General features: G+C 70.6%; 11 protein-coding genes. 5 read left to right on the top strand and 6 right to left on the bottom strand.

Annotated elements, in window-relative coordinates:
• Positions 1 to 8: 8 nt before the first annotated feature.
• Positions 9 to 2,303, top strand: a complete 2,295-nt coding sequence (locus tag AB3X07_RS18200) for a lipase family protein (RefSeq protein WP_369940104.1) — start codon at positions 9 to 11, stop codon at positions 2,301 to 2,303.
• A 120-nt stretch (positions 2,304 to 2,423) separates the two neighbouring features.
• Complete coding sequence (pip, locus tag AB3X07_RS18195) at positions 2,424 to 3,365, top strand: prolyl aminopeptidase (protein ID WP_369940103.1); 942 nt, start codon at positions 2,424 to 2,426, stop codon at positions 3,363 to 3,365.
• A 60-nt stretch (positions 3,366 to 3,425) separates the two neighbouring features.
• On the opposite strand, the gene AB3X07_RS18190 is transcribed toward pip, so the two are convergent.
• The 4 genes from AB3X07_RS18190 to AB3X07_RS18175 form a co-directional block, all read right to left on the bottom strand.
• A complete protein-coding gene (locus tag AB3X07_RS18190; RefSeq protein ID WP_369940102.1) occupies positions 3,426 to 4,313 on the bottom strand; it encodes a transglutaminase domain-containing protein in 888 nt (295 codons plus the stop codon).
• 75 nt (positions 4,314 to 4,388) lie between these two features.
• On the bottom strand, positions 4,389 to 5,183 hold the full coding sequence (locus AB3X07_RS18185) for an N-formylglutamate amidohydrolase (protein WP_369940101.1): 795 nt from the start codon (positions 5,181 to 5,183) through the stop codon (positions 4,389 to 4,391).
• A complete protein-coding gene (locus AB3X07_RS18180) occupies positions 5,176 to 5,727 on the bottom strand; it encodes an NUDIX hydrolase (protein WP_369940100.1) in 552 nt (183 codons plus the stop codon). The genes AB3X07_RS18185 and AB3X07_RS18180 overlap by 8 nt, the downstream gene beginning before the upstream one ends.
• A gap of 163 nt (positions 5,728 to 5,890) precedes the next feature.
• Complete coding sequence (locus AB3X07_RS18175; RefSeq protein WP_369940099.1) at positions 5,891 to 6,808, bottom strand: LysR family transcriptional regulator; 918 nt, start codon at positions 6,806 to 6,808, stop codon at positions 5,891 to 5,893.
• 99 nt (positions 6,809 to 6,907) lie between these two features.
• Between AB3X07_RS18175 and AB3X07_RS18170 the strand changes: the two genes are divergently transcribed.
• Complete coding sequence (locus AB3X07_RS18170; protein ID WP_369940098.1) at positions 6,908 to 7,741, top strand: SDR family oxidoreductase; 834 nt, start codon at positions 6,908 to 6,910, stop codon at positions 7,739 to 7,741.
• A 19-nt stretch (positions 7,742 to 7,760) separates the two neighbouring features.
• Here AB3X07_RS18170 and AB3X07_RS18165 read toward each other — a convergent pair whose 3' ends face one another.
• Complete coding sequence (locus AB3X07_RS18165) at positions 7,761 to 8,684, bottom strand: 5'-3' exonuclease (RefSeq protein ID WP_369940097.1); 924 nt, start codon at positions 8,682 to 8,684, stop codon at positions 7,761 to 7,763.
• Entirely contained in the window at positions 8,681 to 9,256 is a 576-nt protein-coding gene (locus AB3X07_RS18160; protein WP_369940096.1) for a nitroreductase family protein, read from the bottom strand. The genes AB3X07_RS18165 and AB3X07_RS18160 overlap by 4 nt, the downstream gene beginning before the upstream one ends.
• 155 nt (positions 9,257 to 9,411) lie before the next feature.
• Here AB3X07_RS18160 and AB3X07_RS18155 point away from each other — a divergent pair, with 155 nt between their 5' ends.
• Both AB3X07_RS18155 and AB3X07_RS18150 read left to right on the top strand, forming a co-directional pair.
• Positions 9,412 to 11,655 (top strand): DUF1631 family protein, encoded by a 2,244-nt coding sequence (locus tag AB3X07_RS18155; RefSeq protein WP_369940094.1) that lies wholly within the window; start codon positions 9,412 to 9,414, stop codon positions 11,653 to 11,655.
• Positions 11,656 to 11,877: 222 nt separating this feature from the next.
• A complete protein-coding gene (locus AB3X07_RS18150) occupies positions 11,878 to 14,202 on the top strand; it encodes a DUF1631 domain-containing protein (protein ID WP_369940093.1) in 2,325 nt (774 codons plus the stop codon).
• Positions 14,203 to 14,424 lie beyond the last annotated feature (222 nt).

Below are 14,424 nucleotides of genomic sequence, written 5' to 3'. Positions count from 1 at the left end.
GCTCGCCGATGCGGCTAAATGATTCATATGTCAACCGTCCTCGGAGTGACGTTGATACGCAGAAGATCGTCGAGCTCGATGGAAAAAAATGTGAGGTATTCGGCTATGTGAGCGATCCGACGACTGGACTCCATGCCACGGCGTATCGAGATAGGCAAACAAACGATATTATTATCGCCTATCGCGGAACCGATCCTGGTCTGTTCTCCGGCGAAACCAGTGCAGAAAAAGCCGATCACGCGCTCACGACGCTGCAGGATATCGCCGTCGATGCCAAGATGGTGCGGGACACTGTCAATGCGCAAAAATCCGCAGCCGATGCGTTTACCGCCCAGATGATCGCCAAGGCGGAGGCACTTGGAATCCCCCATAGCCAAATATATGTCGCCGGCCACTCGCTGGGCGGCGCAGTGGCGGAAATCGAGGCCGCCAAGTACGGCTTGCGCGGTGCCACCTACAACGGCTTCGGCGCGGCAGAAATGATCGATGGCCCGCCGCAGCCGGGCTTTCAGATGACCAATTACCGCATGGCCGGCGACGTGGTGAGCGCGGCCAGTCCGCACGTCGGCGAGGTGGTGTCGCTGGCCAGCGAGGAGGATATCCAGAGCCTGAGGGCCGGCCGCTATGTGGATGCGCCGGCCGGGTCGGCGCCGCCCAACGCGCTGATCGCGATGCGGCTGGGCGATCACGGTGGCCAGCAGCACTTCCACAGCAAGAGTCCGGACAACATCCTGGAGCCGCATCGCTTCCAGGAAGCCTCGCAACGCTACGCCGAGCACAAGGGTGCCATCGACCAGTTCGGCAACGACGTGTTCCGCGCGCGCGCCGAGCTTTCCGAGTCGCTGCGGCAGATGCGCGGCAACGGCGGCCGGGGCGACCTGTCGCCCAATCTCCAGCGGCAATTGAACGAATATCTGGCACTGAATGCCGACCCCGCCATCCGCAACTCCATCGAGCGCAATGGGCCTGTGCTCGGTGCCCAGGACCACCTGCAACAGGGCGCCGATGTCGCCCGTGCGGCCGGGCGTACCGCGCAGGGCCTGGACGAACGCGTGGCGGCGTCGGCGCGCGCGGCTGGTGTCTTGGGGGCTCCGGTCTTCCCGGCGGCCGCGCCGCTGGGCGGCCTCGTGGGTGACGCGATGCATCTGCACGGGCAGGGCGTCGACGCCGCAGGCCGCATCGTCGGCGATGGCTTCGAAGCGGCCAAGGGCGTCGTGGAGCGGGGCGTGCATGCGGCCGCCGATGCCGTGGTGGAGCGTATCCATGATCCTCGCGTCCAGGCGGGCGCGGCCAACGTCGTCAACCACATCGTCGATACCTACGACGGCGCGCGGGTCGTGGCGCAAACCGCCGCGCAGACGTACCAGGACGGCAAGCATGCGATCGTGGATGGGGTCGATCGGGCCGAACGCGCGGTGGCGCAGACCTACGATGCGACCAAGCATGCGGTCGCTGACGGCATGGACCGGGCCGAGCGCGCGGCCAGCGCGGCCTACGACGCGACCAAGCATGCCGTCGCCGAAGGCGTGCAGCACGCCGAGCGTGCCGCCGCCAAGACCTACGACGCGACCAAGCACGCGGTCGCCGATGGCGTGGAGCGGGCCGAACGTGTGGCCACGCAGACCTACGACGCCTCCAGGCATGCGGTTTCGCAAGCGGCCGACGGCGCCGCGCGCGCCGGCACGCAACTGTTCGAAACTTCGAAGCAAACCGTCACACAGGGCGTCGACGCGGCCAAACACGCGGCGGGGCAGGCCTACGATACGTTGACCCATCCTGGCCAGTGGTTCCGGCACGACACGCCGGCCCAGGCGCCCGCGCCTGCCACGCCACATCGGCAAGCGCCGGCGTCCGACGTCCACCGCGCGCCGCATGCCAATGCCGGCCACGTGCACACGCCAGCGTCCACCCAATCCTCGCCGCAGGCGGCGCGCACTGGCGATCAGGCCCACGGCATCGCCGCGCTGTCGGCCTCCGATCAGGCGATGTTCGCGCGCATCCGCAAGGACGTGCCGGCGCATATCGACGATGCGCACGTCGCGCAGGCGATGCTCGGCGCCAAGCAGGCCGGCATCGCCGATGCGGACAAGATCGACCGGGTACAGATGGCCGGCGACAAGCTGTGGGTGTCCGGTACCACGCCGGGGTTTCGCGCCGCGACCGATGTGTCGCAAGCCGGCGCGCCGATGCAGGAGACGGTGCAGCAGGCGCAGGCGTTCAACCAGCAGCGGGAGCAGCGCCTGGCGATGGACGCGCAGCGGCTGCAGGAGACTCAAGGCAGAGGCGCGCCGGCGCTCGGTTAGTCCGGCCCCCGGTCGGCCGCTCCGCGCTGGCGCCAGGCCAGTTCGCGGCTGGGCGGCGCTGGGCACCGCCACTGTCTGTGGCGCGCATGGGTAGAATCGGGATTTTCCGCAGGAGCGGCCATGCGCACGCTATATCCCGAGATCGAACCGTTCGACAGCGGCATGCTGCCGGTGGACGGGCGCCACACGCTGTACTACGAACAGTGCGGCAATCCGCAAGGCAAGCCGGTGGTGCTGCTGCACGGCGGCCCGGGTGGCGGCTGCAACGCCAAGATGCGTCGCTTCCACGATCCGGCCAAGTACCGCATCGTGCTGTTCGACCAGCGCGGCTCCGGCCGCTCCACGCCGCACGCCGACCTGGTGGACAACACCACCTGGGACCTGGTGGCCGATATCGAGAAGCTGCGCGAGGCGCTGGGCATCGCGCGCTGGCAGGTGTTCGGCGGCAGTTGGGGCTCGACGTTGGCGCTAGCCTATGCGCAGACCCATCCGCAGCGGGTCACCGAACTGGTGCTGCGCGGCATCTTCATGCTGCGGCGCTGGGAACTGGAGTGGTTCTATCAGGAAGGCGCCAGCCGGCTGTTCCCCGACGCCTGGGAGCACTACGTGGCCGCGATTCCGCCGGTGGAGCGCGCCGACCTGATCTCCGCGTTCCACCGCCGTCTCACCGGCGACGACGCGGCCGTGCGTCTGGCCGCGGCGCGCGCCTGGAGCGTGTGGGAAGGCGCCACCAGCTTCCTGCACGTGGATACGGACTTCGTCGACGGTCACGAGGACGCGCAGTTCGCGCTCGCCTTCGCGCGCATCGAGAACCACTACTTCGTCAATGGCGGCTTCTTCGAGGTCGAGGATCAGTTGTTGCGCGATGCGCCGAAGATCGCCGACATCCCCGGCGTGATCGTGCAGGGCCGCTACGACGTGGTGTGCCCGGTGCAGAGCGCGTGGGAACTGCACAAGGCCTGGCCGAAGGCGACGTTGACGATCACGCCCAGCGCTGGCCACTCCGCGTTCGAGGCGGAGAACGTCGATGCCCTGGTGCGCGCCACCGACGCGTTCGCCTGACCCACAGCCGCGTGCCGCCGTCCACGGCGGCACGCGCCGCCATCGCCCGCGCGTGGCGCGCTAGGAGAGGGAGATCGCTTCGGCGCGCGGCGCCTGGGCGTCGGCGCTGCCGTCGGGGACGGGGCGCGGACCCAACTGCGCCTGGTCGGTTTCCTCGGTCCACACCACGAACGATTCCAGCGTGTTGGCGCCGAAGGTGTTGCTGATCGCCACGTCGGCCGCGTCGCGGCCGCGCGCGATCAGCACCCGACCGATGCGCGGCAGATTGTGGCGCGCGTCGAAGGTGTACCAGTGTCCGTCCAGGAACGCCTCGAACCAGCCGGAGAAGTCCATCGGCGCCGGCGAGGCCGGCACGCCGATGTCGCCCAGGTAGCCGGTGCAGTAGCGCGCCGGAATGTTCATGCAGCGGCACAGCGCGATCGCCGCATGGGCGAAATCGCGGCACACGCCGCGGCCTTCCTGCAGCGCCTGCGCGGCGCTCTTGGTCGGTCGCGCGTGGGCGTAGCCGAATTCGATCTGCGCATGCACGTAGTCGCAGATCGCCTGGACCCGCGCCCAGCCGCTCGGCGCGTTGCCGAACAGGTCCCAGGCCATCCCGCTGAGCAGGTCGGTTTCGCAGTAGCGGCTGCCGAGCAGGTACACCAGGGTGTCGTCGGGCAACTGCTCCACCGGCGTCTGCGACGCGTCGTAGCGGTACTGGTCGGGCAGGCCGCTGTCGCGCACCACCGCGTCGGCGCGCAGGGTCAGCATGCCGGCCGGGGCCAGCATGCGCGTGCAGCTGTTGCCGAACTGGTCGCGGTAGCCGCGCAGCGCGATCGCCGGCTCGGTCTGCAGCGCGGTGGCCACGACGATGTCGGTGCGGCGGATGTCGTGGATGTCGAGCATGGCCAGCAGCGGGGTCGGCTGCGGGAAGCGGTAGCGGATCTCGTAGCCGAGACGGATGAGCATGGGGGGCGGGATCCGGTGCGTGCAGCGAAGGCCCTCCGGGCGGACGGCGTCGCCCTGAGAGTGCGCAGCGCGCACTCAGCTCGATGTGAAGGCGGCCTGCAGCCGATTCAGCATGCTGAGCAGGCGCCGCGCCCATTCGTCCTGCCCAGCGGCGTCGGCGATCAGGTCCTGGCGGATCTCCAGCTCCACGTGCGCCAGGCCGCGCGCCTCGGCATGCACCGGGATCGCGTAGTCGGTGGCGTCGCTGACCGCGTATGGCTGGTTGTCGCCCACCACCATGCCTGGCTCGGCGCGCAGTTCCGCCAGCAGCGCCTGCGCGAAGCGCGCGTCGCGCTGGTACAGCACGCCGGCATGCCAGGGCCGGGCGATGCCGCCCATCACCGGGGTGAAGCTGTGCATGGCGATGAGGATGGTGGCGATGCCGGCATCGCGGCGCCGGTCCAGTTCGGCGCCGATGCGCGCGTGGTAGGGCGCGAAGATCTCGCTGGCGCGAGCGGTGCGCGCCGCGGCGTCCAGGCCCTGGTTGCCCGGCACCACGGTGCCGTCGCTGGTGTCGACGATTGAGCCCGGCGCGGTCAGCGACCGGTTGCAGTCGATCACCAGCCGCGAATAGGTCTGCACGATCGCGCAGGCGTCCAGCGCCAACGCCAGTGCGCGGGTGACGCCGTCGATGCCGATGTCCCAGCCGATGTGCCGGTCCAGTTCGTGCTGCGGCAGGCCGAGGTCGGCCAGCGTCTGCGGAACCCGTTGCCCGGCATGGTCGGCGATCAGCAGGTACGGCGACCGTCCCTGCGGCTGGTAGACGCGATACGGCGGCGGATCGGCCGGGCCGAGCAACACGGATCCGCCGGGCGTGGCCGGGTCAGCCACGCGGGGTGCCGTCCAACTGGTGCTCGATCATCCACAGCCCGGCCCACAGCTTGGCGTCCAGTTCGTAGCCTTCGCCCATCTTCTGCACCAGCCAGGCCGCCGCGCGCGTACGCGGCACCGCGTGCACGGTGATGTCCTCGCTGGCGTCGCCGCCGCCGCTGCCGACCTTGCGCAGGCCGCTGGCGCGGACGAAGGCGATCTTCTCGCTGCTGGCGCCGGACGAGGTCGGGCCGATCAGCAGCACCTCGGCGTGGTCGGCGGTCCAGCCGGTTTCTTCTTCCAGTTCGCGGATCGCCGAGACCTCGATCGACTCGCCGGCGTCGATGTCGCCGACCAGACCGGCCGGCATCTCGATGGTGCGCGCCTGCAGCGGCACGCGGAACTGCTCGACGAACAGCACGTCGTCGTCCGGGGTCACCGCGACGATGATCGCGGCCAGGCCGCCGGCGTGCACGCGTTCGGAGTATTCCCAGGTGCCGCGCACCACCATGCGCTGGTACTTGCCTTCGTAGACGACGCGGGGCGGGGAATCGGGACGGGTCATGGCGGGCGTTCGCTCTGCTGAGGAGAAGGGGGATTGGCGCCGCGGAACGCGATCGCCGGATGGCCGAAGTGTAGAACCATCGCCGTCGCGACGATGCCATGGCGCATCGCGCCGTGCCCGGTGCTCGATACGGCGGAAGATCCCGTCATCTGGACGCCTCGCGTCACTGTCCCACCAGGAAGACGTGCGCGGCGTCGTGCTCGCGCAGCGTCTGGACGAAGGCGCGCAGCGCGGCGGGGACGTGGCGATGGCCGGGGTAGTAGAGGCACAGGCCCGGGAACCGGGGGCACCAGTCTTCCAGCGCAGCGACCAGGTCGCCGTGGGCGAGGTGGTGGGCGATCGAGGCCTCATGGGTCCAGATGAGGCCGACGCCCGCCAGCGCGGCGTCGATCAGCAGCTTGGAATTGTCCAGGGTCAATCTGCCTTCCACATCGACCCACTGCTGCTGTTCGCGCTTGGCGAATTCCCAGCGGTAGACCGAGCCGCCCTGGGGATGGCGGCTGCGGATGCAGACTTGCCCGCGCAGATCGGCCGGCGTGCGCGGCGTGCCGTGCCTGGCGAAGTAGTCCGGTGCGCCGGCGACGATGAAGCGCAGCGGCGGCGAACAGGGGATGGCGACCATGTCCTGCGGTACCAACTCCCCGAGGCGGATGCCGGCATCGAAGCCCTCCGCCACGATGTCCACCAGGCGGCCGTCGGTGACGATGTCCAGCCGCACCTCGGGGTAGTGCGCCAGGAACGCCAGGATCGCCGGCATCAGCAGGCGCGCGGCGCCTTCGGAGGTGTTCAGGCGCAAGGTCCCCGCGGGGCTGTCGCGGAACGCATTGGCGTCTTCCAGCGCCGCATCGATCTCGCGCAGCGCGGGCGCGATGCGGGAGAGAACGCGTTCGCCGGCGTCGGACAGCGACACGCTGCGGGTGGTGCGGTGGAACAGGCGCACGCCCAGGCGTTGCTCCAGCGCCGCGACCGCGTGACTCAGGGCGGACGCGGAGACGCCCAGTTCGGTGGCGGCACGGCGGAAGCTGCGCTGCTTGGCGACGGCGACGACCGCCTGCAATTCGCTCAGGGCGGGACGGATCATTGTGCGATCTTGCTCAGCACCGCATGCGGGATTGAGCGGATTGTCTCATGAGTCGGCGGGGCCAACCATTGGCGATCTCCCACCGAAAGGACCACCGCCATGCGCACTCCCACCGTCCTGATCACCGGCGCGTCTTCCGGCTTCGGGCTGGCCAGCGCGCACCTGTTCGCCGCGCGCGGCTGGAACGTCGTCGCCACGATGCGCGATCCGGCGGCCGGCGCCGCCCTGACCGGCGCGGCGGTGCTGGTCACGCGCCTGGACGTGCGGGACCGCGACAGCATCGCCGCGGCGATCGATGCCGGCATCGCGCGGTTCGGCGCCATCGATGCGCTGATCAACAACGCCGGCTTCGGCCTGTTCGGTGTGTTCGAGTCCACCTCGCGCGCGAAGATCCAGGAGCAGTTCGACGTCAACGTGTTCGGCGTGATGGAGACGACGCGGGCGATCCTGCCGCATTTCCGCGCGCGCCGCGCCGGCACCCTCGTCAACGTCAGTTCCGGCGCGGGCGTGTTCGGCCTGCCGATGATCTCGTTGTACAACGCCAGCAAGTTCGCGCTGGAAGGCTTCTCCGAATCCCTGTCCTACGAACTGCGGGCGCTGGGCATCGCGGTGCGCATCGTCGAGCCGGGCGGCGTGCTGGAGACCGGCTTCGGCCGGCGCTCGGCGCAGGAAGCCACATCCGGCGACGCGCCGCCGGACGCTTATGCCGACTTCATGGCGCACAGCCTGAAGGTGTTCGAAGGCCTGCGCGCAACGCGTGCTTCGACCTCGCAGCAGGTCGCGGAAGTGATCTTCCAGGCCACGACCGATACCGGCCCGCGCCTGCGCTACGTGGCGACCCAGGACATCCTCCCGCTGGTGACGGCGCGCCGCGAGACCTCCGAGGAACGCTACATGGCGTTCATGCGCGCGCAGTTCGATCCGGCGCAGTGAGCGGCAGCGGCGCCGCGCTCTACTCGCCGACGGTCGTCAGCCCAGCCGCCTGCAGCAAGCGGCGCCGGGTCAGCGGGCCGAAGCGCAAGGCCTCGCACAGGCCGTGCAGCATGTCGGCGTCGGCCTGGCCGCGGGCGAAGCCGGGCGCGGCCGAGTGCAGCGGCGCGTCCAGCGCGATCGTCGCCAGTTGCCGCCACAGCAGCGCGTGCTCGCGCTGCTCGCGCAGGCGCACCGCCATCTGCGCCGCGCCGCGCAAGCGCAGGAACGCCACCTCGTCGACCCGCGCCAGCAGCGTATCCAGGTCGCCGAAGTGCGCCAACAGGATCGCCGCCGACTTGGCGCCGATGCCGGTCACGCCGGGGATGTTGTCGATCGCATCGCCGGCCAGCGCCAGATAGTCGGCGATCTGGTGCGCGTGCACGCCGTGCCGCGCCTTGACCCCGGCCGCGCCCCAGCGCTGGCCGCGGCCGTAGTCCCACTGTTCGTCGCACTCCAGCAGCAGCTGCGACAGGTCCTTGTCGGCGGACACGATCACGCCGTGGAAGCCGGCGCCGCGCATGCTGTGCAGGGCGCTGCCGATCAGGTCGTCGGCCTCGTAGTCGTGATGCGCCAGCACGCCCAGGCCGAGCGCCGCGCACAGCGCCTTGCAGTGCGCGAACTGGCGCCGCAGCGCTTCCGGCGCCGGCGCGCGGTTGGCCTTGTAGGCCGCGTACAGGCGGTGCCGGAAACAGGTGTCCAGCGCCTCGTCGAAGGCGATCACGATGTGCTGCGGGCGCTCGCGCTCGAGCAGGTCGAGCAGGAAGCGGGCGAAGCCGTGCACCGCGTTGGTCGGCCAGCCCTGCGCGTCCTGGAACTCGTCCGGGATCGAGTGCCAGGCGCGGAACACGTACAGGCTGGCATCGACCAGGTACAGCGGCCGCGAGGTCGGCACGGGTGCGTTCACGGCGTCCAGTCGCTGAGCAGCTCGCGCGGATCCGGGCGCTCGCGTTCCGGCACCTGCATGCGCGGGGTGCCGATATGGATGAAGCCGGCGATGCGCTCGTTCTCGGCCAGGCCCAATCGCGCCGCCACCGCGGCGTCGTACGCCATCCACGCGGTCAGCCATTGCGCGCCGAAGCCGTAGGCCTGCGCGGCCTGCAGCAAGGCGAAGCAGACCGAGCCGGCGGTGAGCCACTGCTCGATTTCCGGCACCTTGGCCTCGCGCTGCAGGCGCACGATCACCGCGATCGCCAGTGGCGCATGCGCGAAGCGGCCGCGGTCCTTCTCCACCGCGGCCGGCGGCGCCGCCGGGTCGCGCTGCAGCGTGCGCTCGGCGAGGACGTCGCCTAGCGCCAGCCGTGCCTGACCGGCGATGCGCAGGAACCGGAACGGCACCAGCTTGCCGTGGTCGGGCACCCGCACCGCCGAGCGCAGCATCGCCAGCAAGGTGGCCTCGTCGGGTCCGGGTTCGCCCAATTGCTTGGACGGCACCGAGCGGCGTTCATCCAGCGCTTGCAGCGAGTGAAGTGTGCGCATAGTCTCGATTCCGTGGGGCGGGCGCCGAATTATAGTCGGGCGTCCGACAGCGGCAGCGGATGCCGCGGTTACACGCAGCGTCACGTTTCATTCTCGATCTGCCGCTAGCTTCCGAATTGACGTCGATCTCACTTGCGCTTGCGTATCACACTGCCATGACAATCGCCGAATATGCCGAGGAGTTGCTGCCCAGCCGCAACTCGGACCTGCTGGATCAGGTCCGGGACGTGGTCTCGGTGCCGCTGGCCGGGGCGTTCGGCGAGGTGCTGGACGTGCTCGCCGATGCGCTGTTCCGCATGGCCGAACGCGCGGGGCCGGCGCAGAACGACTATTTCGAGGCGATCCAGTTGCTGCGCCAGCAGCGCGAACCGATCGCCGCGCGCTTCCGCGCCCATCTGGCGCAGGCCTGGCAGGCGCTGGAAGCCGGCCGGCCGCTGTCGGTGGAGCGCACCCTGGCGCGCGAGCGCGGCGATCTGAGCCTGGTGTCCGAGCAGGAACTGGACGTGCGTCTGGCGGTGCGCAACCTGGCCGGCGCGATCCAGCACCGCTGGCGTCCGGAACTGATGCGGCTGAACCGCTTCCTCGGTTTCATCGCCGGCGGCCAGCGCATCGATGCCGACAACAACCCGTTCGGTCCCGAACATGTCGGCGCGGCGGTCTACGCGGCGCTGCACGGCCTGGTGCTGGCGCCGCAGGTGCAACTGGCGATCGTCAAGATCTGCGAACAGGAACTGCAGGAGCGCGTCGGCGAACTGTACGCGCGGCTGGAACAGCGTCTGGATCAGGTCGCGCGGGCGCGCGCGCTGCCGACCGGGCGCGCGCGGCGCCGCGCGATTCCGCGCAATGGCGCCAGCGGCGACGACTCGGCGCCGGACTGGATCAGCCGGTTCTTCGAGACCTGGCACGCCGCCGCGCCGCTGTCGGCCGCGCAGCGCCGCGCCGCGCGCGCGCTGGACGCGCACGCGCGCGACGACCACGAGGTGCTGCCGCCGGCGTTGCGCCGCTTGCTGCACGACGCGCATCCGGATGCGCCCGACGTTGACGACGACGCGCGGCGCAGCCTGTCGCCGCGCGAACTGCTGTCGATCCTGTCGCTGCTGCAGACCACGCCGCTGGCCGGCTTCGCCGCGATCGGCGAGCACCGCGCGCCGCTGTCGCAGGCGCTGCACCGCGAAGTGGTGGCGGTGGGCACCTCGCTGGGACTGGATCCGGGCACGACCCGGCTGGAACCGGCCGATGCCGATACCTTGGAACTGGTCGGGCTGCTGTTCGAGGTCATGCTCGAGGAGTGCGTGCTGCAGCCGGCGCAGCGCGACCTGCTCGGGCAGATGCTGGTGCCGCTGGCCAAGGTGGCGCTGATCGACGGCCGCCTGTTCGTGCGCGACGCGCATCCGGCGCGGCGCCTGCTCAACCTGCTCGCCGACGCCTGCGACGGCAACGCCGGCGACACCGCCGCCGAGCAGGCGCTGCTGGCGCAGGCGCAGGCGGTGGTGGAGCGGGTGGTGCGCGACTTCGACGAACACCTGGCGGTGTTCCTGAGCCTGGAAGCGGAATTCGGCAGCGCCTACGAGCAGTACCGGCGCCGGGTCGAGATCGCCGAGCGCCGCGCGGCCGAGCTGCAGCGCGCCGAGGAGCGCCGCGAGCGCGCGCGGCGTCTGGCCGCGCAGGCGCTGGACGAGCGTCTGCAGGACGACGCGCACGTCGCGCCATTGCCGGCGCCGATCGAACGCTTCCTGCGCGAGCCGTGGTGCCAATACCTGCAGCAGTCGGCGCTGCGCGACGACGGGCACGGCGCGGCGGTGACCGCGACGCTCGCCCTCGGCGACGCGGTGCTGGCGCAGTGCCGCCAGGCGCAGGCCGGCGGCGCCGCGCCCCCGGCGGGCTGGCTGCAACCGCAGCGCGCCGAGTTGTTGCGGCTGTGGGCCAGCGTCGGCCTGGACGCGGCCGCCGCCGAGGGCGCCTGGCAGGCGCTGCACGCGACGCTGGACGACCTGGCGCATGCGCGGCCTCTGCCGACGCCGGTGCCGACGCCCGCTCCGGTCGTCGCGTCGGAGACCCCGCCGGCCGAGCCGGTGCCGGCGCTGCCCGAGCCGGCGCAGCCTGCCGATTTCGACCATGTCACCGCCGACTACTTCCGCACCCTGGCGCTGGGCACCTGGCTGGACTTCGTCGATCGCGAAGGCCGGGTGCAGCCGGGCAAGCTGTCCTGGGTGAGTCCGATCTCGGCCCGGCTGATGTTCGTGAACCGGCGCGGCGGGCGTCTGTGCGTGGCCTCGCCGGAGGCGCTGGCGATGCTGGTGCGGCTGGATCGGCTGCGGCTGCATCGCGACGACGATGCGTTCTATAGCGCGATGCAGGGCGCGGTGGACCGGTTGGAACGGGTCGCTGCCGCGGCCTGAACGCCGGCGACCGCACCCGGTCGCAGGCCGCTGCAGGCGGGGTTACGCCTGAGCGGCCTAGGATGAGGGGCGCGGTCACACTCCGGAGTACGAAATGCGCTATGCATCACGGTTGCTGTTCAGGTACCTTGCCTACCATGCAGAGGCGGAAACAGGGGCCGCGTCCGTTCCACTTCCTTTAGTTTTTTTCCTTGCGCCGTTCGCGGCGCGGAGCCTTCGCGCATGAGTTTCAGCCCCAGCTCGCCGCACGCACATCCCGCGCGCGCTCCGCATCTGCTGATGCAGGCGCGCGACGGCATGCTGCCGGTCCTGGGGCAGGCGTTCGCCGGGGCACTGGCGCATTTCGACGACGTGCTGTTCGACCGCGCCGAGAGCGCCGGCGCCTCGCAACTGCTGTTCCTGGACGGCATGCGCGAACTGCGCCGCCGCCGCGAGGAAATCGCCGCGCGCTTCCGCGCGCAACTGGAGCAGGCCTGGCAGGCGCTGGAAGCCGGCACGCCGCTGTCGGCGGAAGTGGCGCTGGCCGGCTACGGCCAGGGCCTGAGCCTGGTGTCCGAGCACGAACTGGAATCGCGGCTGGCCGTGCGCAACCTGGCCAGCGTGCTGCTGCGCGAGTGGAAGCCGGTGCTGACCCGCATCGATCGCCGCCTGGGCTGGATCGCCGGCGGCCTGGAACTGGACGCCGACACCAATCCGGTCGGCCCCGAACACATCGGCGTGGCGGTACACGCTGCGTTCTCCACCAGCGACCTGGCCCCGGAAGTGCGGCTGGTGCTGATCAAACTGTGCGAACGCGACCTTACCGCCGGGATCGGCAAGCTCTACCAGCAACTGGACGACAGCCTGGCGCAGGCCGGGGTGATGCCGGAAATCTCGCGGCCGCGGCCGCCGCCGGCGCGGCGCGCGCCGGCCGCGGAGGAGCGCCAGGCGCGCGGCGACACCGCCGGCTTCGGCGAGGACGGCGGTGCCGGCGGCGAGGCGGGCGAGTACGACGAGCACTACGCACCGGCCTGGGCCAGCCGCTTCGTCAACCGCTGGGCCGAGAGCCGCGGCCGCCTGCAGGCCGGCGAAGGCTACGCCGAGGCCGGCGCCAACCTGCCCGGCGGCAGCCAGGGCGTGTTGCTGGAGGCGTTGCACGAACTGCTGCAGCAGACCCGCAGCGTGCGCGAGAGCGCCACCTCCGCGGCCACCGCCGCGGTCGGCCAGCAGCGGCCGTTGAGCCAGCGCGAGATGCTGTCGGTGCTGTCGTTGCTGCAGGCCACGCCCAGCGCCACCCTGCGCGCGGCGATCGGCGACGACGGCGAATCGCTGGCGCAGCGGCTCAAGAGCGAGGTGCTGTCCAACGCCACCCAGTTCGGCGTGGACCCGGCGCACGCGCGGCTGGACCCGGTCGACGAGGACGCGATCGACCTGGTCGGCATGCTGTTCGACGTGATGCTCGACGAGCGCGACCTGGAAGGCCGCTCGCGCGAACTGATCGGCCGGCTGGTGGTGCCGTTCGTCAAGGTCGCGCTGCTGGACCGGCGCATGTTCGTGCAGAAGACCCATCCGGCGCGGCGCCTGCTCAATTCGCTGGCCGAGGCGTGCGAGGGCAATACCGGCGAGAGCCCGGCTGAGCGCGTGCTGATGGGCAAGGTCGAGGAGATCATCGAGCGCCTGGTCGCCGAGTTCAACGAGAACCTGGCGATCTTCCTGACCCTGGAGGAGGAGTTCCGCGATTTCCTGGCCCAGCACCGGCGCCGCATCGAGATCGCCGAGCGCCGCGCCGCCGAGACCCAGCGCGGCCAGGAGAAGCTGGAACTGGCGCGGCAGCGCGCCGAGGCCGAACTGCAGGCGCGCCTGCACGGCCAGCCGCTGCCGCAGGCGCTGGAGGACTTCCTGCGCCAGCCGTGGCAGCACCACCTGACCATGGCGATGCTGCGCGAAGGCGAGGAGGGCCCCGGCGTGCGCGACGCGCTGGCGCTGGCCGACGGCGTGCTCGAGGAAGCGGCCGAGGCGCGTCGGCACATCGTCGGCAAGCCCTGGCTGCAGGCCTGGCAGGAGCCGCTGCAGAAGGTCTTCGCCAGCGTCGGCCTGCATGCCGAAGCCGCGGCGGCGGCGATCAACGTGCTGCACGACACGCTGCAGGCCGTGGCCGAACTGCGCCCGGAACTGGAGCGCCCGCTGCCCGAGCTGCCGCAGGTGGCCTTGCCGCAGCCGCCGGTGCAGGAGGCGCAGTCGGTGGAGGTCGCCGCCGCGGAGAAGGTCGAGGACTACGACAACGCCGACGCCGACCGTTTCCGCGCCATGCCAATCGGCACCTGGCTGGATTTCATCGATCGCGACGGCAAGGTGCAGACCGGCAAGCTGTCGTGGGTGAGCCCGATCTCGGCGCGGCTGCTGTTCGTCAACCGCCGCGGCGTGCGCTTCTGCGTGGCCTCGCCGGAGGAACTGGCGGTGATGGTGCGGCTGGGCCGGCTGCGCAGCCACGTCAACGACGGCGCCTTCGACAGTGCGATGCAGGGCGTCATCGACCGCCTCGACCCGCAGAACGCGACGCTGCATTGAGGTTCCGCTGCGATCCACGCGTTGTTGCGAGACGTCCGTTTTGCAAAAGAAAGGCCGATGATTGACGCTGTGCATGCATTGCACGACGTGTGGGTCGCAGGGTCCTGGCCTCCTTCGGCGTTGCCGGAAACATGTCGGCAATGCCCCTCAACCAGTGGAAACCACCTGGAACATTTGGGTGTCTGGCAGCGGCGCCTCGGCGAATCGGCGTCAGCGTGAAGT

It is taken from the genome of Xanthomonas sp. DAR 35659 (assembly GCF_041242975.1).
GTDB classification, from domain to species: Bacteria; Pseudomonadota; Gammaproteobacteria; order Xanthomonadales; family Xanthomonadaceae; genus Xanthomonas_A; species Xanthomonas_A medicagonis.
The sequence above is the reverse complement of the archived record's forward strand: the minus strand, read 5'-3'. Positions and strand labels throughout refer to the sequence as shown.